This window comes from Actinoplanes auranticolor (genome assembly GCF_018332655.1).
Classification (GTDB): Bacteria; Actinomycetota; Actinomycetes; order Mycobacteriales; family Micromonosporaceae; genus Actinoplanes; species Actinoplanes auranticolor.
The window spans coordinates 37,862-61,563 of the sequence record NZ_BOQL01000052.1 but is presented as its reverse complement, the minus strand read 5'-3'; the positions used below and the strand labels follow the sequence as shown (position 1 = coordinate 61,563).

The 23,702-nt window shown below is 72.4% G+C and carries 22 protein-coding genes; 13 read left to right on the top strand and 9 right to left on the bottom strand.

Translation table 11 applies throughout. The annotated features are described in order from the left end of the window. Positions 1-89: 89 nt before the first annotated feature. The 3 genes from Aau02nite_RS30875 to Aau02nite_RS30865 all read right to left on the bottom strand — a co-directional run bounded on the left by Aau02nite_RS30875 (position 90) and on the right by Aau02nite_RS30865 (position 4,437). Positions 90-1,517: a hypothetical protein gene (locus Aau02nite_RS30875; RefSeq protein ID WP_212992116.1), complete on the bottom strand. Its 1,428-nt coding sequence runs from the start codon at positions 1,515-1,517 to the stop codon at positions 90-92. 140 nt (positions 1,518-1,657) lie between these two features. Next, a complete protein-coding gene (locus tag Aau02nite_RS30870; RefSeq protein WP_212992115.1) occupies positions 1,658-3,163 on the bottom strand; it encodes an LPXTG cell wall anchor domain-containing protein in 1,506 nt (501 codons plus the stop codon). A 341-nt stretch (positions 3,164-3,504) separates the two neighbouring features. Then, positions 3,505-4,437, bottom strand: a complete 933-nt coding sequence (locus tag Aau02nite_RS30865; protein WP_212992114.1) for an LPXTG cell wall anchor domain-containing protein — start codon at positions 4,435-4,437, stop codon at positions 3,505-3,507. Positions 4,438-4,777: 340 nt separating this feature from the next. On the opposite strand from Aau02nite_RS30865, the gene rsmD reads away from it, so the two are divergent. The 9 genes from rsmD (at position 4,778) to mutM (ending at position 11,540) form a co-directional block, all read left to right on the top strand. Further along, a complete protein-coding gene (gene rsmD / locus Aau02nite_RS30860) occupies positions 4,778-5,353 on the top strand; it encodes a 16S rRNA (guanine(966)-N(2))-methyltransferase RsmD (protein WP_212992113.1) in 576 nt (191 codons plus the stop codon). Next, complete coding sequence (coaD, locus tag Aau02nite_RS30855; RefSeq protein ID WP_212992112.1) at positions 5,350-5,829, top strand: pantetheine-phosphate adenylyltransferase; 480 nt, start codon at positions 5,350-5,352, stop codon at positions 5,827-5,829. Before rsmD ends, coaD begins: the two co-directional genes overlap by 4 nt. Positions 5,830-5,921: 92 nt before the next feature. Further along, positions 5,922-6,419, top strand: a complete 498-nt coding sequence (locus Aau02nite_RS30850; RefSeq protein WP_212992111.1) for an SPFH domain-containing protein — start codon at positions 5,922-5,924, stop codon at positions 6,417-6,419. A gap of 90 nt (positions 6,420-6,509) precedes the next feature. Next, positions 6,510-7,100 carry a YceD family protein gene (locus tag Aau02nite_RS30845; protein WP_212992110.1) on the top strand — a complete coding sequence of 197 codons (591 nt, stop codon included), beginning with the start codon at positions 6,510-6,512 and terminating at the stop codon, positions 7,098-7,100. A gap of 46 nt (positions 7,101-7,146) precedes the next feature. Then, positions 7,147-7,320, top strand: a complete 174-nt coding sequence (gene rpmF, locus Aau02nite_RS30840; protein WP_097318372.1) for a 50S ribosomal protein L32 — start codon at positions 7,147-7,149, stop codon at positions 7,318-7,320. Between the two features lie 91 nt (positions 7,321-7,411). Beyond that, positions 7,412-8,587, top strand: coding sequence for a phosphate acyltransferase PlsX (locus Aau02nite_RS30835; RefSeq protein ID WP_438841187.1), 1,176 nt, complete (start codon positions 7,412-7,414; stop codon positions 8,585-8,587). Continuing rightward, complete coding sequence (rnc, locus tag Aau02nite_RS30830) at positions 8,584-9,489, top strand: ribonuclease III (protein WP_246595570.1); 906 nt, start codon at positions 8,584-8,586, stop codon at positions 9,487-9,489. The genes Aau02nite_RS30835 and rnc overlap by 4 nt, the downstream gene beginning before the upstream one ends. A gap of 2 nt (positions 9,490-9,491) precedes the next feature. Further along, positions 9,492-10,664: a putative hexosyltransferase gene (locus tag Aau02nite_RS30825; protein WP_212992108.1), complete on the top strand. Its 1,173-nt coding sequence runs from the start codon at positions 9,492-9,494 to the stop codon at positions 10,662-10,664. Positions 10,665-10,685: 21 nt separating this feature from the next. Beyond that, positions 10,686-11,540: a bifunctional DNA-formamidopyrimidine glycosylase/DNA-(apurinic or apyrimidinic site) lyase gene (mutM, locus tag Aau02nite_RS30820; RefSeq protein ID WP_212992107.1), complete on the top strand. Its 855-nt coding sequence runs from the start codon at positions 10,686-10,688 to the stop codon at positions 11,538-11,540. Here mutM and Aau02nite_RS30815 read toward each other — a convergent pair. The 4 genes from Aau02nite_RS30815 to Aau02nite_RS30800 form a co-directional block, all read right to left on the bottom strand. Beyond that, entirely contained in the window at positions 11,476-12,063 is a 588-nt protein-coding gene (locus Aau02nite_RS30815) for a putative glycoside hydrolase (protein WP_212992106.1), read from the bottom strand. The two genes, mutM and Aau02nite_RS30815, sit on opposite strands and share 65 nt — an antisense overlap. Beyond that, entirely contained in the window at positions 12,060-13,241 is a 1,182-nt protein-coding gene (locus Aau02nite_RS30810) for a hypothetical protein (protein WP_246595569.1), read from the bottom strand. Before Aau02nite_RS30810 ends, Aau02nite_RS30815 begins: the two co-directional genes overlap by 4 nt. Beyond that, complete coding sequence (locus Aau02nite_RS30805) at positions 13,238-14,731, bottom strand: DUF3492 domain-containing protein (protein ID WP_212992105.1); 1,494 nt, start codon at positions 14,729-14,731, stop codon at positions 13,238-13,240. The genes Aau02nite_RS30810 and Aau02nite_RS30805 overlap by 4 nt, the downstream gene beginning before the upstream one ends. Positions 14,732-14,863: 132 nt before the next feature. Next, the gene (locus Aau02nite_RS30800) at positions 14,864-15,613 is read right to left on the bottom strand and encodes a CAP domain-containing protein (RefSeq protein ID WP_212992104.1); all 750 of its coding nucleotides are present in this window, start codon (positions 15,611-15,613) and stop codon (positions 14,864-14,866) included. Positions 15,614-16,044: 431 nt separating this feature from the next. On the opposite strand from Aau02nite_RS30800, the gene Aau02nite_RS30795 reads away from it, so the two are divergent. From Aau02nite_RS30795 to Aau02nite_RS30780, 4 genes are all read left to right on the top strand, one after another. Further along, positions 16,045-16,239, top strand: a complete 195-nt coding sequence (locus tag Aau02nite_RS30795; protein ID WP_125804837.1) for a hypothetical protein — start codon at positions 16,045-16,047, stop codon at positions 16,237-16,239. A gap of 258 nt (positions 16,240-16,497) precedes the next feature. Continuing rightward, a complete protein-coding gene (gene smc / locus Aau02nite_RS30790) occupies positions 16,498-20,079 on the top strand; it encodes a chromosome segregation protein SMC (RefSeq protein ID WP_212992103.1) in 3,582 nt (1,193 codons plus the stop codon). Between the two features lie 6 nt (positions 20,080-20,085). Then, positions 20,086-20,703 (top strand): HAD family hydrolase, encoded by a 618-nt coding sequence (locus Aau02nite_RS30785; protein ID WP_212992102.1) that lies wholly within the window; start codon positions 20,086-20,088, stop codon positions 20,701-20,703. A 61-nt stretch (positions 20,704-20,764) separates the two neighbouring features. Continuing rightward, complete coding sequence (locus Aau02nite_RS30780) at positions 20,765-21,415, top strand: hypothetical protein (RefSeq protein WP_212992101.1); 651 nt, start codon at positions 20,765-20,767, stop codon at positions 21,413-21,415. Positions 21,416-21,421: 6 nt separating this feature from the next. Here Aau02nite_RS30780 and Aau02nite_RS30775 read toward each other — a convergent pair whose 3' ends face one another. Next, complete coding sequence (locus Aau02nite_RS30775) at positions 21,422-21,961, bottom strand: DinB family protein (protein ID WP_246595568.1); 540 nt, start codon at positions 21,959-21,961, stop codon at positions 21,422-21,424. Positions 21,962-21,963: 2 nt separating this feature from the next. Then, entirely contained in the window at positions 21,964-23,688 is a 1,725-nt protein-coding gene (locus tag Aau02nite_RS30770) for an alkaline phosphatase D family protein (protein ID WP_212992100.1), read from the bottom strand. Positions 23,689-23,702: the final 14 nt, after the last annotated feature.

The following is a 23,702-nucleotide window of genomic DNA, read 5'->3' as shown; positions in this document are numbered from 1 at the left end:
GCGCCGGTCTGCAGCCGCGGTTCGGGCGAAGAAAGCGAAGGGCGCGCCGACCGGGTGGTCGGCGCGCCCTATACGCGTCGCGGGTCAGCTCAGGGGGTGAAGGTGACGCGGCGGCGCCGGGCCACCACGAAGAGGACCCCGCCGCCGATCAGCAGGACCGCCGCGCCGGCCGCGATCGTGCCGGCCGCCGCGCCGGTCACCGGGAGGCCACCGTCGTCATCGCCGCCTCCAGCACCGGATCCGCCGCCATCGGTTTCGCCGCCGCCGTTCGAGCCGCCGCCGTCCCCGTCCCCGTTGCCCGGGCCGCCGCCTTCACCGGGATCGCCGCCACCCGGGCCGCCACCGTCACCTGGGGGCGGGCAGTTCTCCGGGCGCTGCCACTCGTACGTGACGTCCTTCATGCCGTCCGCTGTCACCGTGATCAGGCCGCGGCCGGCCGGCACCCGCACCGTCTCGCCCTTGCCGGGCGCGACGGTCACCGTCTGCGTGAATTCGCCGGCCCGGACCGTGAAGTCGACCGGGTACTTCGTCTGCTCACCCGTGTTGCTCAGGTTCACGTCGACCGCGCCGTCGCACTGGGAGACCGGCTGCACGGCCGGCTGATGGCAGCCCCTGGAGCCGCCGTTGTACCAGCCCTGCGGGCCCTCCGAGCGGCTACCGGGACCGTTGCCGCTGCCCAGCTTGAGGTCGCCGTAGCGCTCACCATCCTCGGTGATCTCACCGATGATGTCGCCCTCGCCGCCGAAGAACAGGTCGGCCTGGGTGTTGCAGGCCGGCAGCGGCGCGGTCAGGGTGACCGCGCGCTGCTCGTTGCTGATCGTCGCGGTCCGGTGGGCGAAGACGTACTGCGGGACCGAGAACTGCGGCTTCGGCGCGAAGTAGGTCACCAGCGTCACCGGCTCGGCGGCGCAGAGCTTGACGTCGTCGTCCAGCGTCACGGTCGCCGTGGCCTGTCCGTCCTTGACGGCGAACTCGTGGTGGAAGCGCGCCTGGGCCTGCTGCACGCACGGCGGCTCGGGCTGCTCGCACGCGCCGAGCTGGACGGTGGCCTTGTTGTCCGCGTCCTTGGTCTTCGCCCAGACGGCCACGAACGAGACCGAGGCTTCGGCGGGACTGTTCCGCAGCACCTGGGTGAAGATCGTCTTCCCGACGGTGCCGCTTTCCTGGCGGCGGTTGAGATACCCACCGTCGGCCAGGCCGGGCACCGGGGCCGGCACGGTGGACAGTTTGTCCACCTTGGCCATTTCTGTCCAGTTGTTAGTGATCGTCCAGGTGATGGTCCACTCGCCGGCGGCCGCGTTGCACGCGGCAGCGCCCGTGATACCGGTCTGGGCCGAGGGCCCATCGACCCGGGGCGGGACGGCAGCCTGGGCGGCGTCGCCCGGGGAGACGGCGGTCTGGGAGACGGCGGCCGGGAGGACGGCGGCCTGAGAGGGGGCGGCGGCCATCAGGGTGGTGAGGCCGAGGAGCGCGCCGGCGGTGATCGCCGCGGCGCGGGGGAGCAGGTTCTTCAGCACGTCCGCTCACTTCTGGGAAGAGAAGCGGGGCGCGCCGGCCGTTACCGGCCGACGCACCCCGATGATTCCTTGCTGGTGGAACAAGCGCTGGTGGAACAAGCGCTGGTGGAACAAGCGCTGGTGGACCAAGTACTGGTGGATCAGGCGGTGAAGGTCACCTTGCGCCGCCGGGCGATGAAGAAGAACACGCCGCCCGCGATCAGCAGCAGTGCCGCGACACCCGCGATGCTGCCGGCCACCGGGCCGGTGACGGGCAGGCCGGGCTCGTCGGGCTCGTCGCTGTCGCCACCGCCGCCGCCGCCGGCACCGCCGCCGTTGTCACAGTCCACCTCGCCGAGCGTGGCCTTGATCGGCTCCACGTCCAGGTCGGGGAACTCGATCGAGGCGTACGTCTCCATGCCCCGCTTGAAGGTGATCTTCTCGGTCTTGCCGGCCGCCACGGTGACGTCCTTGACGGTGTCCCCGTAGGTGACCCGCGCGGTCGCCGGCTGGACGCCCTCGGGGTTCTGCACCGTGACCGTGACGGTCTTGCAGTCGTTCTCGACGACGACGCTGGGCAGCTCGCAGTCGGCCGGCGGCGTCCAGTTGTAGAAGACGTCCTTCATGTCGGGCGCCGAGACCGTGATGGAGCCGGAGCCGGCCGGGACCACGACGGTCTCGCCCTTGCCCTTGGTCACGGTGACCATCTTGGTGAACTCGCCGGCCTTGACGGTGAACTCGATCGGGTACTTGTCGGTCAGGCCGTCGTTGCTCAGGTTGATGGCCACGGTGCCGTCACACTGCGACAGCGGCTCGACCGCGGGGGTCTGGCAGCCCTTGGAGCCGCCGTTGAACCAGCCCTGCGGGCCCTTCGAGCGGCTGCCGGAGCCGTTGCCGCTGCCCAGCTTGGTGTCGCCGTAGCGCTTACCACCCTCGGTGATCTCGCCGATGATGTCGTCCTCGCCACCGAAGAACAGGTCGACCTGGGTGTTGCACTTCGGCACGTCGACGGACAGGTCCACCGAGCGCTTCTCGTTGGTGATCGTGCCCGTGTCGGAGTCGAACTTGTACTGCGGCACCGAGAACTGCGGCTTCGGCGCGAAGTAGGAGACCAGCGTGACCGGCTCGCCCTCGCAGAGGGTGATGCCGTCGTCGAGGGTGACGGTCGCGGTGGAGCCGTCCTCCTTGACGCCGAAGGTGTGGTGGAACGAGGCCTTGTCCGCGGTGACGCAGGGAGCCTCGTCCTTCACGCACGGGTCGGTGAACTTGACCGAGCCCTTCTTGACCTCGTTCTCGTAGCCGTCGTCGGACCAGCGCGACTTGAACGAGACGGTGGCCTCCTTGGCCGCGTCCCCGGTCACCTGCTGGGTGACGACCAGCTCGCCGTCCTTGCCGCCGCTCTTGGCCGGGATGACCGTGCCGTTCTGCAGTCCCTCGACGGCGGTGGGCGTCGTCGCGAGCTCGCCGACAGTGGCGTTCGCGGGCCAGTCGTTGGTGAGGGTCCAGGTGACGATGCGGGTGCCGGTGGCGGTGTCGCACCGCGCGACGCCGTTGATGCCGGTGTCGTGGGCGCTGGCGGGGGACGTGGCGACCGTGATTCCGGTCAGGCCGAGGAGCGCGCCTGCGAGGACGGTCGCGGCGCGCCGGAGCGGGGAGTTCAACTTCACGCGTACTCCATGTGACGGCGGAACGAGGGGGCACGACACAGGGAGACAGTGCGCCACCGCCAGGGGACAGCGGGGCTAGCGACAGCGCCTCCCCGCGCCGTCGAACCGACAGCGTTTCGTCGGTGATGCGGCCTGACGATAGCCACTGGAAGGTTTCTGGGAAACAGCTCAGGACGGCTTAAGACTGTTGATGCCCAGCCGAGACAATCGATCTACTGAGTGACACGTCATCGATGCGGTAAGTGTTGATCAATGGGGACTTTCTGTCGCAAGTGGACAGCGAAAGGGCGCGCCGACCGTGACGGTCGACGCGCCCCTCCTGTGGAGCCGCTAGCCGGGGATCAGGCGGTGAACTTCACGTTGCGACGGCGGGCCATGAAGAACAGGCCGGCACCGACGGCGAGGAGAGCGCCCGCGCCACCCGCGATGCTGCCCGCGGCGGCACCGGTCAGCGGCAGGCCGCCACCGGCGCCGCTGCTGTCACAGTCCTCGGGCTGCTCGTACTCGACCGGGATGGTGTCCGAGAACTTCTCGCCGTCGACCGTGGCCGAGAAGGTCAGGTCGATCTTGAAGCCCGGCGTGGCGCTGAAGGTCTCGGTCTTCTTCTCGCCCGGCTTGATGACCAGGGTGCGGGTCTCACCCTTGCTGGTCTCGAACTTCAGCGTGAACTCGACGCCGTCGGCCGGGTTGTCCAGGCCGATCGTGATCGTGTCGCAGTCGGCCTCGAGGATCGGCTCGGGCTCGCCCGGCAGGTCCGACGGGATGACCGGCGGAGTCGAGGGCTCCTCAGTGGGGGTCGACGGCTCCTCGGTCGGGGTCGAGGGCTCCTCGGTGGGAGTCGACGGCTCCTCGCTCGGGGTCTTCTCGCACTTGCCCGCGAAGGTGACCGTGCCGGTCTCCGACGCCTTGCCGGACTCCCACACCGCCTTGACGGTCAGCGAGGAGCTGGACTCCGTGCCGGGCACGCGCTGCTGGCCGGTGAGCTCCTTGGCGTTCTCCAGCTCCTTGCCGTTCACGGCGAGGTCCGGGTTGTTGATCGTGGTGCCCGCGGGCGTGAGCGTGACCTCGGTCCACTTGTAGGTCGGCTTGTTGCCGATGGCCTGGACCTTCCAGTCCACGACCCACTCGCCGGTGACCTGGTCGCAATCGGACTCGCCCTTGACGACGTTGTGGTGGGCGCTGGCCGGGCCGGCGAGCGCGAACGCGCCGCTCAGGCCGATGAGCGCGCCGGCGGCCAGAACCGCGGTGCGGCGCAGGGGGGACTTCAGATTCACGCCTACTCCTGTACAGAGATCGAGGGGTACGGCGCGGGAAAGCAGGGCGGCAATCGCCAGGCAATGGGTGCGGCGAGAGCCAGCGACGACGCCTCCCCGCATCGTCGAGCCGACAGCGTTTCGTCGGCGGCCGACCGACCATAGCCAAGTCCGCGAATCTGAGTAACACCGAATGCAACCCTAAGCGGGTTGATACTCATTCGAGATCTTCGTTCAGCCGTGAGCTGTCGCATCAATGCGTTGGGTGATGGCGGAAGGGTAAAAGTTCACTCCGCAGTGGCCGGTCACCGGTGGTGGCGTAGCGTCACATCGTGTTATCCGCAGACCCTCGCGAGGCCGTATGACCAGGATCATCGCCGGTGCGCACGGCGGCCGACGGCTGGCCGCGCCGGCCGGTGCGCAGACCCGGCCCACGGCCGATCGGGTGCGGGAGGCCTACTTCAGCGCCCTCGGCACCATGACGGACCTGGAAGGCGCCCGGTTCGCCGACCTTTACGCCGGTTCCGGGGCGGTCGGCCTGGAGGCTCTGTCCCGCGGCGCCGCCTACGCGCTGCTCGTCGAGGCCGATGCCAAGGCGTCCCGGGCCATCCGCGACAACATCGTCACGCTCCGCGCCGGTGACATCGCCCGGTTGATCACCGGCAAGGTCGCCCAGGTGCTGGCCGGCCCGCCCGAGGGCGGTCCGTTCGACGTCGTCTTCGCCGATCCGCCGTACGCGGTCAGCGACGACGAGGTGGCCGAGGTGCAGCAGGCGCTGGTCGAGAACGGCTGGCTCGCCGACGACGCCGTCGTGACCTTCGAGCGATCGAGCCGTACGGCGGTCCGGGGCGAGCCGTTGAGCTGGGTGGACGGCATCACCGCGGAGCGCAGCCGGCGCTATGGCGAGACCACTCTTTGGTACGGTCGCCGATCATGAGACGCGCGGTCTGTCCCGGGTCCTTCGATCCGGTCACCAACGGCCACCTCGACATCATCGGACGGGCCAGCCGGCTCTTCGACGAGGTCATCGTGGGCGTCCTGATCAACCACTCGAAGACCGGGCTGTTCGCCGTCGAGGAACGGATCGGCATGCTGCGGCAGGCCACGGCCGCGTACGACAACGTGCGGGTCGAGTCCTTCCACGGCCTGCTGGTCGACTTCTGCAAGGCCCAGGGTGCGGCGGTGGTCATCAAGGGCCTGCGCGCGGTCAGCGACTTCGACTACGAGTTGCAGATGGCGCAGATGAACATCGGGCTCTCCGGCGTGGAGACGTTGTTCATGCCGACCAATCCGCTGTACTCGTTCCTGTCCTCCAGTCTGGTCAAGGACGTGGTCAAGTGGGGTGGGGACGCCTCGTCCTACGTCCCCGACTTCGTCGGCGAGCGGCTCGTGACCAGACTGCGGCAAAACTGACGGCGTGCCCTTCGCGGATGCATCATCGGGTACGGCAGTAACGTGATCGCACCCACTCAGCGTGAGTGTGAGATGACAGGAGTGAGGCGCCGGTGGATCCGCTCGACCGCATCGACGAGATCATCTCCATGGTGGAGGCGGCACGCTCGGTGCCGATGTCCCGGACCAACTTCATGTTCGACCGCGGCGAGATGATCGCGCTGCTGGAAGAGCTGCGCGCTGAGCTGCCGAGCGACCTGCGCCGAGCGGTGGCGCTACTCGAGGAACGCGACAAGATCATCGACGCAGGCAAGCGGGAGGCCGACCGGATCATCGGCGAGGGTGAGACGGAGCACGCCCGGCTGGTCTCGGTCAACGAGATCACCGTCTCGGCCGAGCACGAGGGCGCCCGGATCGTCGCCGAGGCGCGATCGGAGGCCCAGCGGCTGCGCGAGGAGGTCGACGACTACGTCGACACCGCGCTGGCCAACTTCGAACAGTTCCTGACCAGGGCGTTGTCGTCGATAGAGCGGGGCCGCGACAAGATGCACGCGCTGCGCGAGATCGGCACCTTCCAGGGTGAGGAGAACGAACGGCCGCTGCCGTTCTGAGCCCGCACCGCTCCGCCGACCCGATTCGACGCTGAGCCCGCTGCTCAGGTAACCTTTCCTGTCGGCCTACCCACAGGCTGAGGAATCATGATGCCCAAGCACACGCAGAACCACCTCGATCCCAGGCAGCCGCTGGTCGTCGACACGACGAAGCTCCCGCGCCAGCCCGGGGCGACGCGCGCCCTGAAACGGGTGGTGCCGGCACCGCCGGACCTCGGTCTGGAACTGATCTCGGTGCCCACGGGTTCCGACCTCGAGCTCGATCTGAGCCTGACGTCGGTCTCCGAGGGCGTCTACGTCAGCGGCAACGTCCGTGGCTCGCTCTCCGGCGAGTGCGGTCGCTGCCTCAACGACATCTCGGAGCCGTTCGACGTCCACATCGCGGAGCTGTACGCCTACGCGGCCAGCACCACGGAGGAGACGACGGACGAGGACGAGGTGGGCCGGATGCAGGGGGACCTGCTCGACCTGGAGCCGGCGGTGCGTGACGCGGTGGTGCTCACGCTGCCGACGAACCCGGTCTGCCGGCCGGACTGCCCGGGGCTGTGCCCCGAGTGCGGGGTGCATCTCGACGACGTCCCGGCTGACCACAGCCATGACGAGGTCGATCCCCGCTGGGCGGCCCTGCGTGACCTGTCAGCCGGGTCGCCGACGGCAGCTTCGCCGCACGACCAGAACTGAAGAACCGAACTGAGCAAGACCCCGAAATGATCGAGGAGTAGGTACCGTGGCCGTCCCCAAGCGCAAGATGTCGCGCAGCAACACCCGGTCCCGCCGGGCGAACTGGAAGGCGACCGCGGTCCAGACCGTGGCGTGCCCCCAGTGCAAGTCGCCGCACCTGCCGCACACTGCGTGCGGGGTCTGCGGCACCTACAACGGCCGTCAGGTCCTCGAGGTCTGAGCACCACGGAGTGACGAGCCCGATCATCGGGCGGGTCACACCTGAGCGGCGAACGTCCGGTGCCCGGGCTCCGGAGCAGGCCGGCCGAGTCATCTCGGCCGGGGCTGTACCGGAGCCGGGCACCGCGCGGATCGCCGTCGACCTCCTCGGCGGGGACCATGCTCCCGCCGTCGTGGTTGACGGCGCTCTGCGCGCCTGCCAGGCCGATCCGTCCCTCCAGCTGATTCTCGTCGGCCCCCTCGAGGCGGCCGACGCCCTTCGCCGTGCCCTGCCACCGGCCGACCGCGCCCGGGTGAGCAGCATCACGGCCCCCGCCGGCCCGGTCGACGACGGATCCGCCGGCCGAGGCGCCGGCCGGGTCGACGACGGATCCGCCGGCCGAGGCGCCGGCCCGGTCGACCACGAATCCGCCGGCCCGGATCGCGGACACCTCCCGCCGGCCGGTGCGCGCCGCGGCGACGGTCCGCCCATCCGGCCCGACCGGGCGATGAGCCGCGCCGCCGGTCCCGATCAGGCGCTCAGCCGCGTCGAATCCGGCGTCCGCACGGCCATACTGGCTGTCGCGCAAGGTCACGCCGACGCGGTCGTCTCGGCCGGCAACACCGGCGCCACCGTCACCTCCGCCGCTCTCGGCCTCGGCCGCTGGCCCGGCGTGCGCCGTCCCGCCCTCGCCGCGGTGCTGCCCACGGTCGCGGGACGGCTGGTCCTGCTCGACGTGGGTTCCTCCGTCGACCCGGACGAACAGACCCTCGCCATGCACGCCCGGCTCGGCGCCGCCTACGCCGCCGTCGTGCACGGCCTCGTCAGCCCCCGCGTCGGCCTGCTCACCATCGGCACCGAGCGCGGCAAGGGCGACCGCCTGCGCCGGGCCGCTCCGGCCGTGCTGGCGGCGCTCGAGCTGCCCGCCGGCGGCCGCTACACCGGCCTGGTCGAGGGCAACGACGTGGTGACCGGCACCGCCGCCGACGTCGTCGTGACCGACGGCTTCACCGGCAACGTGCTGCTCAAGGGCCTGGAGACGGCGTACGCGCTGATCCGGCCCCCGGGCCACGACGACGTCCCGCCCCGGGCGGCCATCCTGCTCGGCGTCGGCGGCACAGTCGTCGTCTGTCACGGCGCCGCAACCGCCGACGACATCGCCGCGGGCATCGCTCTCGCCGCCGACCTGCACCGCCGAGCCGCGGTGCCGGTCATCGCCGACCTGATCCAGTTCCCGGCGGGGCATCCGAGCCCCGCGGCGCACGAAGACCCCAGAGGTGGTTCATGAGCAGTAACGACAAGCGCCGGCGGCCTTCGACCGAACCACTGGAAGAGGCGTTCGGCATTCCCCTCGAACCCGAGCTGCTCGAACGCGCGCTGACCCACCGCTCGTACGCGTACGAGAACGGCGGTCTGCCGACCAACGAGCGCCTGGAGTTCCTCGGCGACTCGGTGCTGGGTGTGGTGATCACCTCGGCGCTGTTCCACAACCACCCGGACCTGCCCGAGGGTCAGCTGGCCAAGCTGCGCGCCAGCGTGGTCAACATGCACGCGCTGGCCGACGTCGCCCGCACCCTCGGCCCGCACGGCCTGGGTCCGCACCTGCTGCTCGGCAAGGGCGAGGAGACCACCGGCGGCCGGGACAAGGCCAGCATCCTGGCGGACACACTGGAGGCGCTGCTCGGCGCGATCTACCTCGAGCACGGCCTGAGCGTGGCCGGCGACGTGATCCACCGGCTGTTCGACCCGCTGATGGCCGAGTCCGCCGGGCGCGGCGCGGCGCTGGACTGGAAGACCAGCCTGCAGGAGCTGACCGCGGCGCTGGGCCTGGGAGTGCCGGACTACGTGATCGACGACGCCGGTCCGGACCACGCGAAGACGTTCACGGCGTGGGTCGTGGTGGCCGGCGAGCGCTACGGCGGCTCGGACGGGCGCAGCAAGAAGCAGGCCGAGCAGCGCGCCGCCGCGGCCGCCTGGCGCACCCTGACCGAGCGGACCGAGGCACAGACCCCGCCGCCCGCGGTGGCCGGCGGCGGCCACACCGAGCTCTCGGAGGCGGAGAGCAAGGCCGCGGTGGCCGATGGCGGCCACACCGAGCTGCCGGAGGCGGAGAGCAAGAACGCGGTGGCCGGCGGCGGCCACACCGAGCTGCCCGAGGCGGAGACCACGCCCGAGGCCGCCGAGCGGTGAGCGTGACGGTGCGCGAGTCCGGCCCGGACGTGGCCGGCGTCGCCGAGCGGCTCTGGGACAGAGCCGGCCGCTGGCGCGGTGCCGGGATCGCGGTCGGCATCCTGGCGCTGACCCGGCTGGTCCAGCTGGTGTTCCTGGTCGTGCTGGACCACGCCACCGCGGAACCGGCCGGGCTGCGCCGCAACCTGCTGATCTGGGACGGTGGCTGGTTCCAGCGGGTCGCCGCGGGCTATCCGAGCGGTTACACGTACGGCGCCGACGGCGCGCTGCAGGGCAACGAGCTGGCGTTCTTCCCGCTGTATCCGATGTTGATCCGGTTGCTGTCGGCGCTCGGCCTCGACTCCGGCAGCGCGGCCCTCACGGTGAGCTGGCTCGCCTCGATCGGCGCCGCGGTCGCCCTGCATCTGCTCGGCACCTCGCTCTACGGGCGCCGGGCCGGCTGGGCTCTGGTCGCCATCTGCTGCGGTGCGCCGATGTCGGTGGTGCTGTCGATGGCGTACTCGGAAAGCTTGTTCCTGGCCCTGGTCGCCGGCATGTTCGTCGCCGCCCACCGCCAGGTCTGGTGGGCCGCCGGGCTGCTCGGTCTCGGCGCCGCCCTGACCCGGCCGACCGGTGCGGCCGCCGCGGTGGCCCTGGCGGTCGCGGCGGTCATCGCGGTGCGCCGCCATCCCGACCGCAAGTGGCCGCCGCTGGCCGCGGCCGCCGTCGCCCTCGCCGGGGTGCCCGCCTACCTCGGCTGGGTGGCGTGGCGGGTCGGGGAGGCCGACGCCTGGTTCAAGATCCAGACCGCGGGCTGGGGCACGTCCTTCGACTTCGGGGCCAGCACGATCGACTTCCTGACCGGCACGCTGACCGTCGGGGAGGGCTGGGTGCCGATGAGCGTCGCGCTGATCCTGCTGGCCGCGCTGGCCGCGGCCGGGGTCGCGCTGGCCGGCCGGCCCTGGCTGCCGCTGGCCGTCTACGGGCTCGTCGCGATGGTGCTGGCCTACGGGCAGGCGGGTTTCTACCATTCCAAGCCGCGCCTGCTGCTGCCCGTACTCTTGACGTTGCTGCCTTCGGTCGTCGCCGCAGCCCGCGCCCGGCCCCGGGTCGCGGTGCTCGCGATCGCCGCCTGGGCGGCGTTCGGCCTCTGGTACGGCGCCTACCTGGTCGCCGTCTGGCCCTACACGATCTGACCCCACCCCCGAAGGACCCCCGTGCCCGAGCTTCCCGAGGTCGAGACCGTCCGTCAGGGACTGGCCAATTGGGTGACCGGCCGGCGCATCGACACCGTCGAGGTGCGCCATCCCCGGGCGATCCGCCGCCACGTGCCCGGCGACGTGCACTTCGCCGCCGTCCTCAAGGGGCGGACCATCACCGACGTCGCCCGGCGCGGCAAATACCTGTGGCTCCCGCTGGACTCGGGTGACGCGGTCATCGCGCACCTCGGGATGAGCGGGCAGCTGCTGATGCAGCCGGCCGGGGCGCAGGACGAGGTGCACCTGCGGGTCCGGGTCACCTTCGCCGACGACGGCCCGCAGCTGCGCTTCGTGGACCAGCGCACGTTCGGCGGGCTGTCGGTCTCCGAGGGCGGCGCCGAGCTGCCCGACGAGATCGCCCACATCGCCCGGGACCCGCTGGACCCGCTCTTCGACGACGAGCTGTTCGTGGCGCGGCTGCGCGGCAAGCACACCGAGATCAAGCGGGCCCTGCTGGACCAGACGCTGATCTCGGGGGTCGGCAACATCTACGCCGACGAGGCACTGTGGCGGGCCCAGCTGCACGGCGCCCGGCCCACCGACGCGCTCACCCGTCCCGCGGTCCGCCGGCTGCTGGCCCACGTCCGTGACGTGCTCAGCGAGGCGATCGTCGCGGGCGGGACCACCTTCGACGCGCTCTACGTCAACGTCAACGGGGAGAGCGGCTACTTCGACCGGTCGCTGAACGCGTACGGGCGCGAGGGCCAGCCGTGCCACCGGTGCGGCTCGATCATGCGCCGCGAGCAGTTCATGAACCGCTCGTCCTACAGCTGTCCGCGCTGCCAGCCCCGCCCCCGCCTGCCGTTGCGCTGACGTACGGGCTGGTGTCGGTGGCCAGCCCGAAGCCCGCACCGCGGCGGCCCATCAGCCGGCGGGCGGCGGTGAGCAGTGGCGTGGGCACCCCGTGCACCAGATGGCCGTCACCGGGCAGCACCCCGTCGCCGGCCCAGCCCTGGTACGCCGACCAGGGCCCGTCGAAGGTGCAGATCCGTACGCCCAGGTCGCGGTAGAGCGGGTGGGTCGGCACGCCCGGGTTGAGCACGATGCGGTGCAGCCCGCGCCGCGCGGCGAGCCGGACGGTCAGCGCCACCGGTCCGACGCCGCCGGATCCCGCCGGCGCCCGGTCCAGGAAGAGCCCCTCCGCGCCGTCCGCGCGCCACTCGTCGACGTCGGCGAGCACGTCGGCCAGCGAACGCCCGCCCCAGTCCAGGTCGATGCGGCCGAGGATCCGGTGCACCGAGCGGCGGGCGCCGGGCCGTTCCTGCACGACCCAGGTGTCGTGGTCCGGGGCCAGGTCGGGCGAGGGCTGGGCGTACGGGGGGAACAGGGTCTTCACGACGTCCTCCGGGGGTCTGCGGCGGTGTGTGCGACGGTCAGCAGTCCGACGAGGTGGGTCGCCGCCAGGATGGCGACGACGGTGCGGAGCGGGTCCAGCGGCAGCGACGGGACCAGCGGTGCCGTGACCGCCGCGAGCGGCGGCGCGACGGCGAGCAGGGCAGCGACGAAGGTCCGGCCCCGCGCGGCGAGCAGCAGGGTGATGGCCAGTACGCCGCTGAGCAGGATCCCGCCGGCCACCGCCAGCACTCCCTCCCGCGCACCGATCACCCCGGCCGGCAACTGGTACGCGGCCAGTGCGAGGGCGATCCCGGCGGCCAATGGCGGCAGCAACGCGGCGACGGTCACCACGGTCACGCCACCGACGTGCTCGCGGTGTTCCTCGTCGCTCTCGGCCACGTCGAGGCTGCTCTCGACCTGGCGCCGGTGCCAGCCGATCAGCGCCTCGAGCACCGGCGCGGCGGCCAGCAGCGGCAGCACGGCGGGTGAGGTGGCCGCGGGGGGCCCGGCCCGCCAGAGCAGGACGGCGGACGCGGCCTGCCCGGCGCCGAGCACCGCCCGGCCGACCGCGCCGCGCAGCTCGTCGCCCCGCAGCACGAGGGTGGCCGTACGCCGGAACGCGGGCCGGAAGGCCCGGAACGCGGCGGCCGTGACGGCGATCGGGAGCAGGAGCGTGACCGGCACCCGGGCAGCCCAGGTGTCACCGATCGCGCCGGCGACCGAGACGGCGGCCAGCAGCCAGCACGGCAGGCTCCACCGCACGACCGCCGCCTCGCTGCGGCCCACCAGGGCCGCGGTGACCGAGGCCAGGCTGACCAGACCGCAGACGCCGACGGCGATCGCCCGGCCCGGCGCGGCACCGGTCATGGCGGTCGGGGTCAGCAGCACGAATGCGCACCACAGCGCGGCGGCGGTGAGGAAGCCGAGCCCGACGAGCCGGGTTCCGGCGCCGGCCCCGCCGCGCCGGGCCACGACGGCCCCGGTGCCGGTGAGGATCTGCGTGACGCTCCAGCCGAGCACCAGCGTGCCGGCGGGCACCTGCCACGGGAGGCTGCCGAGCAGGCCGGCCGCGGCGACGGCGACGCTGAGCGGGCCGAGGTACAGGGCGCAGCGCAGCAGCAGCGTGACCCTGAGAGCGGGTGCCCGCCGCAGGCCGGGTCCGACCGCCAGGCCGGTCACCGGTCCTCACCCGCCTCGGCGAGCCAGCGCACGGTGGCCGGCCGGGCGTCGCGGGGGGCGGGCACGGCCAGCGCGAGCTCGTAGGACGGGGCCGGGGGTGGCCCGGCCAGGTCGGTGTAGAGGGCGCCGTAGACCCGGACCACCCGGTCGGCGGTGAAGCAGGCCAGGGCCCGGCGGCGGGCCGCGTCCCCCAGCGCCCGGCGGCGAGCCGGTGCGCGCAGCAGGCTGACGCACGCCTCGGCGAGCGCCGCGGGATCGTTGCCGGGGACGAGCGTGCCCGCGTCGCCGAGGGTCTCGGCCACCGGGCCCACGTCGACGCCGATCACGGCGCGGCCGGACATCATCGCCTCGATCAGGCGGTGCGGCGGGTCGGACGGTCCCGGCACGTGCACCACGAGGTGGCCGGTGGCGTACCGGTCGCGGGGGTCGGCGGGCAGCGGGTGCAGCCGGACGGCCCGGCCGAGCCCGGTGCGTTCGACCTGTTCGGCGCAGTGGTCCTCGTGCGCGGCGGTGACGCCGACGAGGTGCAGGACCGTCCCGGGTACGGCGGCGGCCACGATCGCGAACGCCTCCAGCAGCCCGCGCAGCCCGCTGTCCGGGCCGCCGCTACCGGCCCAGACGATGGCCGGCTGCGTCCTCGCCTCGGGTGCGGACGGGAAGTCCACCGGGTCCACTCCCGCGGGCACCGGGACGAGGCGGCCGGGCTCGGCACCGTGCCCCAGCGCCCACGAGTGGTGGTACGCGCTCAACGGGGCGATGAGGCCGGCTTCGGCGTACCCGGTGCGGGCCACCGCCCGGCGGAACCGGCGCAGCACCGTGCGGACCGCGGGGGAGAGCCGTTCCTCGCCGGCCCGGGGCCGGGCCACCGGCGCCCGCGCCTCGGTCAGCAGCAGCGGCATCCCGGTCCGCCACCGGCCGGCCAGGGCCGCGAGCAGCGGCGTGGTGCCGCCGACGCAGTGCACGAGATCCACCGTGGGCACCGGTACGGACAACGCCCGGGCCGCGTGGCGCAGCAGGGTGGCGGCCGTCCGGGCGTCGCGCAGGCTGAGCCGCGGCAGCCGTTCCTCGCCGGCCGACGTCCGGCCGGTGCGCCACGCGTCGAGCAGCACGTCGGTCAGCGGCACCGCGTTCAGCGGGTGGTCGGCCGACTCGGCCAGCATGGAGAGCCCCTGCAGACCCTGGGCGAACAGGCCGTCGGCGGCCTTGGAATCGGCCTCGCCCAGCAGCCCCCGGCACAGCAGGACAGCGGCGGCGGTGGCGTTGTCGTCGTTGCCCGGGCGCCGCCGGATCTCGCGGCTCAGCGGCACGGCGCAGGCGGACACGACGTGGCGGGGCAGCGGGTACGCCGGCCCGCCGGGTGGTTCGCGGTCGGTGACGGTCAGCAGGTCGAAGGTGAACCGGCCGAGGCCGTCGACGAGCGTGCGGCACCAGCCGCCGAGGGCGTCCCGGCGGAACGGGTAGCCGCCCCCGGTGAGCAGACAGATGCGCATGCGGTCAGCACCACGGGCGCGACGGGGGTGTTATCACGATGGCTGCAACGACGCAGCGGCGAAAAGTAACGGGAGGCTGTCACCTAGGCGACAGTCGGTCGCACTATTTGTCTGTTTTTCCGGGCTGTTTGCTCAAGAACGTCCGAAAAGCTGGCCCCAGACGATCGTGCCGTCGGTGCCCTTGACCGCGCCCGCGCCGAGCGCCTTGAAATCGCAGTTCAGGATGTTGGCGCGGTGCCCCTCGCTGTTCATCCAGCTGGTCATGACGTCCGCGGCGTCGCGCTGGCCGCGGGCCACGTTCTCCCCGCCCGGGTCGTTGTAGCCCTGCTCTTTGGCCCGGGTGACGAAGTCCCGGCCGTCGTCACTCACGTGGCTGATGTAGAGGTCACCATGCGTGCCGAGCTCCTGCAGGTGCAGCCGCATGGCGGTCCGGAGCTTGGTGTTGAGCCGCACCGAGCCGCAGCCGGCCTTGTCGCGCTCCACGTTGACCAGCCGGATGACCTCGGTCTCCTGGGCCGCCAACCCGGCACCCACCTTCGGGGCGCTGGTCGTCGGCTGGCGGGTCGGCTTCCTGGTGGCGACCGGCTTCTTGGCGACCGGCTTCTTGGTGGCCGTCCGGCTCGGCTTGGGCGCCGCGGTGGACGGCGCGGCGGCCGGTGCCGACGCGGACGCGGACGGCGGAGGCGGCGCGACGGACGGCCGCGCCGCCCTGGCGCCGGGTGCCCCGCCACCGGCACCCGGCGCCAAGGCGGCGACGGCGGCTTCCGGCTGCTCGGCCGGGGTGCCCGAGCCGGTGAAGCTGGCGGGCAGCAGCACAGCGCCGGCGCCGAGGACGGCGAGCACGGCGATCACGGAGAGGCCGAAGGTCACGGGCGACGGCATCGCCTGCCGGTCGCGGTGTCGCCCGGATGGTCTCTGGTCGGCTGGCCCCTGCACGTCGTGCCTCCGTGGTCCTCGAGGGATCGAGAGGTTTCGACCCGGGAGACGGTAAGCAGCCCCGCGCGGTCCGGGCAAACCGGCTAAGAAAGAAATAAGTCCTGGATAAGGCCCGCGGGGTGGCGTGATTCACTGGTCAAGCGGGTGCAACGCGGTTCCCACGGCTTGACGGACTGTGGGTATCAGCGCACCATGGAGGTGTCGCCAGTCGCGCCCATCTGTGTCCAGTCGAGTCCTGGGCACGGAAAATCTGCATCCACAGCACGTCCCCGGGTGCAGGAGTTTGTGCTCACGCGTGTCCGTGGGCACAAAGGTGTGCGGTACCACTGGGCGCGCGTTTGGCCGGCCTTTCCGGCAGCGCTTTACAAGGAGACGAAATGGCGAAGGCCCTCTACGGCCACGTAGGTGCGGCGCCCGACCGGCGCCTGCTCGACGAGGTCACCCGACTGCGTTCCAGGGTGCAGGCTCTGGAGTTCGAGATCACCCGCCTCCGGGCGGAGAACGATCGTCTCGCGGCTGCCGCCGCGGAGGCAGACGATCTTCTGCGGCTGACCGAGCCGGCGCTGACCTGAGCTTCACCGGGCGCCGTGACCCGGCGCCCACATCCCCTCGCACCACGCGACGCACCCCGCAAAGCGCGCCTCCACGGCACAAGTGGCGGCGCGCATCTTTTTGCTCCGTGTGCGCCGGCCCCGCGTGCCGCCAATTCCGACAAACGCGTCGGGTCGGGTCGAGACCGGCACGATCCGGGACGCGCGGCGTGCACGGACATGGCGTGCGCCTGCGGGTAACCTGCTGACCAGCAGAACACCGCCGACCCCCGGAGATCCGTGCACCTCAAGAGCCTGACGGTCAAGGGTTTCAAATCCTTCGCGTCCGCTACGACGCTGCGGCTGGAGCCGGGCATCACCTGTGTGGTGGGCCCCAACGGCTCCGGTAAGTCCAACGTCGTCGACGCCATCGCGTGGGTCCTGGGTGAGCAGGGCGCCAAGGCGCTGCGCGGCGGCAAGATGGAGGACGTCATCTTCGCGGGCACCGCCGGGCGGGCCCCGCTCGGCCGGGCCGAGGTGACCCTGACCATCGACAACGGCGACGGCGCGCTGCCCATCGACTACACCGAGGTCTCGATCACCCGCCGGATGTTCCGCTCCGGCGAGAGCGAGTACGAGATCAACGGCAGCTCCTGCCGCCTGCTCGACATCCAGGAACTGCTCAGCGACTCCGGCATCGGCCGCGAGATGCACATCATCGTCGGCCAGGGCCGGCTCGACGCGATGCTGCACGCCAAGCCCGAGGACCGCCGCTCCTTCATCGAGGAGGCGGCCGGCGTCCTCAAGCATCGCAAGCGCAAAGAGAAGGCGATCCGCAAGCTCGACGCGATGCAGACCAACCTCAACCGGCTCAACGACCTCACCGCCGAGCTGCGCCGCCAGCTCAAGCCGCTGGGCAAGCAGGCCGAGGTGGCCCGGCGCGCGGCCGGCATCCAGGCCGACCTGCGCGACGCCCGGCTGCGGCTGCTCGCCGACGACCTGCACACGCTGCGCACCACGCTGGACAAGGAGATCGCCGACGAGTCGGCGATGCGCGAGCGCCGCCAGCAGGTCGAGGAGGAGAACCGCGAGGTCCAGCGCTGGCTGGCCGACCTGGAGGCAGCGCACGCCGAGGACGCGCCGCTGCTCGCCGCCGCCCAGGACACCTGGTACAAGCTCTCCGCGCTGCAGGAACGCTTCCGCTCCACCGAGCAGCTGGCCTCCGAGCGGCTGCGGCATCTCGCCGCGGCGCCGGACGACGAGCGTACGGGCCGCGACCCGGACCAGCTCGAGGCCGAGGCGGAGCGGGTCCGCGAGCAGGAGGAGGAGCTGCGCGAGGCCCTCACCGAGGACCAGATGCGGCTGGCCGAGGCGGTCGAGCACCGCCAGGAGCTGGAACGGCAGCTGCTGCAGGCCGAGGGCGCGTTGCGGGCGGCCGCCAAGGCGATCGCCGACCGCCGCGAGGGACTCGCCAAGCTCACCGGCAACGTGAACGCGGCCCGGGCCCGTACCGGAAGTGCCGCCGAGGAGATCGAGCGGCTCGCGGTCGCGCACAACGACGCCCTCATGCGGGCCGAGGCCGCCCAGGCCGAGGTGGACGCGGTGTCCGCGGAGTCCACCGAGGCCGATCGGGACAACGCCGAGCTCGACGAGCGGCACGCCGAGGCCGTCGCCGCGCACGACCGCGCGGCCGCGGTGGTCAAGGAGCTCTCCGACGCCGAGCGGGCGGCCGAGAAGGACGCCGCGAGCTGGAAGGCCCGCGAGGAGGCGCTCGCCCTGGGCCTGCGCCGCAAGGACGGCGCCGGCGCGCTGCTCGGCAAGGCCGACCAGATCCCCGGCCTGCTCGGCAGCCTCGCCTCGATGCTCACCGTCCGGCCCGGCCACGAGGCCGCGCTCGCGGCGGCCCTGGGCGTGCTCGCCGACGCGGTCGCCCTCACCGGCATCGACGAGGCCGTCGAGGCCATGCGCACCCTGAAGATCGCGGACGCCGGCCGGGCCGCGCTCGTGGTCGCCGGTCCGGCCGCGCCCGGCATGCAGGGCCCGCTCGACAGTCTGCGCCCGGCCCTGCCGGAGGGTGCCGCCTGGGCGCCCGACGTCATCGACTGCCCGGACACCATCCGCCCGGCGCTGAACAGGGCGCTGCGCGACGTCGTCCTGGTCCCCGACCTGGCCGCCGCGACCCGCCTGGTCGGACAGAACGCCGAGCTGCGCGCGGTCACCCCCGACGGCGACGTGCTGGGTGCGCACGCGGCCGCCGGCGGTTCCGGCAAGGCCACCAGCTACATCGAGGTCCAGGCCGCGGTGGACGAGGCCCGGGCCAACCGGGAGACCGCCGAGGAGTCCATCGGCGTCCTGAAAGGTCAGCTCGACGACGCCCGCGCCGAGGTCGCGGAGCTCAAGGAGGCGGTCGCCGTCGCGGCCGCCGCCAAGCGGGCCGCCGAGGGTGAACGCAACGCCGCCGCCCGCCGGCTCGCCGAGCTCGGTGCCGCCGCCCGGTCCGCCAAGGCCGAGTCGGAGCGCCTGGGCGCCTCCCGGCAGAAGGCCGAGGCCAACCGCGACCGGGACCTGGCCGGGCTGGCCGAGCTGGAGGAGCGGCTGCGGCTGGCCGAGGCCACCCCGATCGACGAGGAACCCTCCACCGAGGAACGCGACACGCTCTCGGCGCTGGTGCCGCAGGCCCGGCAGAACGAGATGGAGGTCCGGCTCGCCGTCCGTACGGCCGAGGAGCGGGTCTCCTCGATCGCCGGCCGGGCCGACTCGCTGCTGCGCCAGGCCACCCAGGAACGCCAGGCCCGCGAGCGCGCGGCCGCCCGCCGGGCCGCCCGGGCGCGCGGTGCGGAGATCGCCAAGGCCGTCGCCCTGGGCGCGGCCGCCGCCATGTCGCGGGTCGCGGTCTCCCTGGCCACGGCGGTGGAGGCGCGCGACGCGCTGGCCCGCGCGCGCACCGCCCGCGAGGCCGAGCTCCAGGAGGTCCGCGCCACCGCCAAGCGCCTGGTCGCGGAGCTGGAACGGCTCACCAACGAGGTGCACCGCGACGAGGTGGCCCGGGCCGAGCAGCGGCTGCGCATCGAGCAGCTCGAGGCCAAGGCGGCCGAGGACTTCTCCCTCGACGTCGACACCCTGGTCGCCGAGTACGGCCCCGACCAGCTCGTCCCGCCCACCCAGGCCGAGGCCGCGCAGGCCGAGAAGGACGGCAAGGAGCCCCCCGAGCCGGTGCCGTTCCACCGGCCCACCCAGGAGAAGCGGGCCAACAAGGCCGAACGCGACCTGGCGCTGCTGGGCAAGGTCAACCCGCTGGCCCTGGAGGAGTTCGCCGCACTGGAGGAGCGCTTCAAGTTCCTCTCCGACCAGCTCGAGGACCTCAAGGCCACCCGCAAGGACCTGCTCACCGTGGTCAAGGACGTCGACGACCGGATCCTCGAGGTCTTCACCTCCGCGTTCGAGGACACCGCGCGCGAGTTCCAGGCCGTGTTCCAGGTGCTCTTCCCGGGCGGCGAGGGCCGGCTGGTGCTCACCGACCCCGAGGACATGCTCACCACCGGTGTCGAGGTCGAGGCCCGCCCGCCGGGCAAGAAGATCAAGCGGCTGTCGCTGCTGTCCGGTGGCGAGCGCTCGCTGACCGCGGTGGCCATGTTGTGCGCGATCTTCCGCGCCCGCCCCAGCCCCTTCTACATCATGGACGAGGTCGAGGCGGCCCTCGACGACGTCAACCTGGGCCGGTTGATTACGCTCTTCCAGCAACTGCGGGAGAAGAGCCAGCTGCTCATCATCACGCACCAGAAGCGCACGATGGAGGTCGCCGACGCCCTCTACGGCGTCACGATGCGTGCCGGCGTCACCCAGGTCATCAGCCAGCGGCTGAACCGAGAACCGGAGGATTGACCCCACATGCTCCGCCAACCCGCCCAGGCCATGCTCATCGACCTGGACGGCGTCCTGCGCCGCTGGGATCCCGCGGTGCCGGCGGCGGTGGAGGAGTCGTACGGGCTGGCGCCGGGCACCCTGATCGAGACGGCGATGTCCTGGGAGCTGCTGCGGCCCGCGGTGGCCGGCGAGATCACGGACGCCGAGTGGATGCGGCTGGTGGCGATGCGCCTGCCGTTGCCGGAGGCCGACGCCAAGGCGGCGGTCGCCCGGTGGCAGGAGCACCGGGGCACGATCGACGAAGAGGTGCTCGCCTTCGTCCGCGAGGTGCGTGCGGCGGGACGTCCGGTGGGCCTGGCGACGAACGCGACCGACCTGCTCCGCGGCGACCTGACCGAGCTCGGCCTGGCGGACGAGTTCGACACCGTGGTCAGCTCCTGGGAGCTGAAGGTGCACAAGCCGGCCCCGGAATTCTTCACCCGGGCCTGCGCGGCCCTGGACGTCGAACCGCCCTGGGTCCTGTTCGTGGACGACGACGACCGTGCCGTGCGCGGCGCCCGCGTGGCCAAGATGCCCGCGCTGCGCTGGACCGGTCCGCAGAACATCCCCTATCTGCGCAAGGCGCTCGCCCTCCCGGCCTGATCGCCGTACCCGGCTGATCTTCCGGCGGCGACGTAGGCTGGCCGCGGCTGAGAGGATGTCGATGCGTAAGACTCTGCCCGGGGCGGTTGTTCTCGTGCTCGCCCTGCAGGGCTGCTCCGCGGACGGCGGCACCCCGGCGGCGACCGAGGCGCCTGTCGCGTCGCGCGCCGCTGCTTCCGCGCAGCCGAGCGCCAGCTCGGGTCTCGGCAGCGCGCCGGCGCCGGCGGGTGCGCTGGACGGCAAGCGGCAGGTCTTGTTCCTGCCGCGCCTCGACGACAACGAGCTGCCGGGCTCGGCGCTGGCGGTGACCGTCGCCGGCCGGGTCCAGGTGATCGACGACTACGCCGAGCGGGCACTCTTCGTGCCCGTGCCCAAGGGCCGTGGCGCGAAGGAACGCCTCATCAAGACCGGCACGCTGCGGGCCGGCGGCGAGCCCTTCTGCCTCCAGCTCAGCGGGACGGGGACGGAGCCGCTGACCGTGGTCACGGCGGCGTGCGACGCGGGCGAGCCGGCGCAGCTGTTCACCTTCGAGCCGGCCGGCGAGGATGACGAGGGCCGCAGCACCTACGCCGTGCGCAACGGGGATGTCTTCCTGCAGTGGCATCCGCTGGGCGGGGCCGGCCTGGTCGCCGAGAAGCGCGGCGCCAGCCCGATGGAGACGACCTTCTCGCTGCAGGACCAGGGTGCCGCCGCGCTGCCGAAGGGCCACTGAGCCGGCTCAGTCGCCGGTGACACCGTCGATGCGTTCGCGGAGCAGGTCGGCGTGGCCGTTGTGGCGGGCGTACTCCTCGATCATGTGCAGATAGACCCAGCGGAGACTGACCACCGGGCGCCGCTCGGTGGAGAACTCGTGCTCCAGCGGCAGGCCGGCGACCGCCGCCCGGGCCGCCTCGATCTCGGCGAGGAGCGTGGCGTGGTCGGCCGCCGCGTCAGCCTGCTCCACGTCGTCGAAGTCGCCGTCCTCGTTGTCGTCCGAGCAGTAGATGGCGGGCAGCTGCTCGCCGGCCGCGTGGATCCGGAACCAGCCGCGTTCCACCTCGGCCAGGTGCCGGAGCAAGCCCAGCAGTGACAGGCCCGACGGCTCGACGGAACGCAGCTTGAGCTGCTCGGCCGTCAGCCCGGCGCACTTGGTGAGCAGGGTCTGCCGGTGCAGGTCGAGCCAGCCCTCCAGCATGGCTCGCTCGTCCCCGGTGAAGGGCTCTTTGACACGATGCGCGGTGGGCGCGGTCCAGGAAGTCACGATCACATCCTGGACCATCCCTACGACAGTTCCGACTGCACCGGGTCGTGCCGGAGCGCATGGTGCAGCTGGACATCCGCCACCGTGTGCAGCTCGCCGTCCCTGGTTGTTCCTTCGACCCGTACGTCGGCCCGGGCGCCGACGTGCCGCAGCGTGCTCACCGCGTTGCCGAAGTACGGCCCGGCCAGCCTCCGCCAGCGCACCGACGGACGCTGCACCCCGGCGCTGCGCGCGACCCCGCGGACCCCCTTCGCGGCCAGCCTCGACCAGCTGAACCGCATCAACGGCCGCATGACCGCCGGCACCTGGTTGTGGATCGGGGAGCAGGTGAGCTGGTGCACGGGCGTCGTCACGGCCGGTCCGAGGTCGGCGCGGGCGACGTAGGAGTGGTGCACGTCGCCGGAGAGCACGCTGATCGAGGCGGGTGCCGCGTACGCCCCGCCGGCTCCGACGCGGTGGCCCGGTGCGTCCGGCCCGCCCTCGCCGAGGCGCCGGAACAGCTCGGTCAGCGCGTTGAACGAGCGGGTGAACGCCGCCCAGTGCTCCAGGTCGAAGGCCCGGCGTACCCGCTCCGCGAGGGCCGCGCGCCGGGCCCCGGAGGAGTCGGCGAGCCGCTCGTTCCAGGCTTCCAGGTGGTGGATCGCCGGTGGCATCAGCCAGGGCAGGGAGGAGCCGACCACGAGGTGGTCGTAGTCGCCGTGGGCCTGGTCGACGAACCAGCCCCACTCGGCCGCCGGCAGCATCTCGCGCCGGCCCGGGGTGAGCACCCGGTTGCAGCGGTTGTCCAGCATGATCAGCCGGGTCCGGCCGATGTCCAGGGCGAAGCTCCACTGGTACGGCCGGTCGGTGTTCTCCGCCGAGGACGGCTTGTCGACCGAGAGGCCGAAGTCGTGCAGCAGCGACGTGGCGTCCTCGACCGAAGTGATCTTGGCCAGCAGCGGGTCGGCGCGCAGCTCGTCCGGGCTCATGTTGCCCAGGTGCTGATAGATCCAGTAGGAGGCCAGCCCGCTGGCGATCCGCTCGGACCACCACTGCTGCGAGGACATGTCCGCGCGCCAGGCGGCCGACGTGTTCCAGTCGTCGATGACCTCGTGGTCGTCGAAGATCATCACGCACGGCACGGTGGCCAGCAGCCAGCGCACCTCCGGATCCCGCCAGGACTCCAGGTAGAGCTTGGTGTACTCGTCGAAGGAGACCACCTCGTCGGCCGGGCCGTGGTGCCCGGCCGACCGGCGCCGCCGCAGGAAGCGGCGCACCTTGGCCGAGGTCTTGTCGGCGTAGACCTGATCCCCGAGCAGCACGACCAGGTCGGCGCGCAGCTCCGGCGAGCGGGGGTCGGTCATCAACCGCCGGGCGTACGCGTCCAGCGCGTCCGGCGGCAGCTTGCGCCCGGTGGCGTGCTGGGTGGCCTCGCGGCAGGAGCCGAAGATCATGCTCACCGGCTGAGCGGCGTCCTCGGCCTCGCGGGTCACGATCATGCTCGGCGGATACGGCGACTCCGGCTGCGGCCACACCTGCCGGTCGTCGAGCCACACCTCGTATTCGCCGGCGGTGCCCGGGGCCAGCCCTTCCACGATCACGATCGCGTAGTGGTGGCCGTAACAGGAGAAGGTGCCGGCGGCGCCGGTGCCGCCGGTGGCGACCTCGACGCGTACCTCGGCCGGCGCGGTGGTCTCGACCCAGATCGTGGCCTGGTCGCCCACCACGCGGCGCAGCACAGGGCCGATCAGCAGATGGGCGGTCAACGGTTCACCGGGTG

Excerpts from the sequence above, each read along its gene's own strand:
- Aau02nite_RS30795 (WP_125804837.1), top strand. The coding sequence starts at position 16,045 with ATGGCGAAGGCCCTCTACGGCCACGTAGGTGCGGCGCCCGACCGGCGC.
- Aau02nite_RS30805 (WP_212992105.1), bottom strand. The coding sequence starts at position 14,731 with ATGCGCATCTGTCTGCTCACCGGGGGCGGCTACCCGTTCCGCCGGGAC.
- Aau02nite_RS30775 (WP_246595568.1), bottom strand. The coding sequence starts at position 21,961 with ATGGTCCAGGATGTGATCGTGACTTCCTGGACCGCGCCCACCGCGCAT.
- rsmD (WP_212992113.1), top strand. The coding sequence starts at position 4,778 with ATGACCAGGATCATCGCCGGTGCGCACGGCGGCCGACGGCTGGCCGCG.
- Aau02nite_RS30780 (WP_212992101.1), top strand. The coding sequence starts at position 20,765 with ATGCGTAAGACTCTGCCCGGGGCGGTTGTTCTCGTGCTCGCCCTGCAG.
- Aau02nite_RS30845 (WP_212992110.1), top strand. The coding sequence starts at position 6,510 with ATGCCCAAGCACACGCAGAACCACCTCGATCCCAGGCAGCCGCTGGTC.
- Aau02nite_RS30785 (WP_212992102.1), top strand. The coding sequence starts at position 20,086 with ATGCTCCGCCAACCCGCCCAGGCCATGCTCATCGACCTGGACGGCGTC.
- coaD (WP_212992112.1), top strand. The coding sequence starts at position 5,350 with ATGAGACGCGCGGTCTGTCCCGGGTCCTTCGATCCGGTCACCAACGGC.
- Aau02nite_RS30800 (WP_212992104.1), bottom strand. The coding sequence starts at position 15,613 with ATGCCGTCGCCCGTGACCTTCGGCCTCTCCGTGATCGCCGTGCTCGCC.
- rnc (WP_246595570.1), top strand. The coding sequence starts at position 8,584 with ATGAGCAGTAACGACAAGCGCCGGCGGCCTTCGACCGAACCACTGGAA.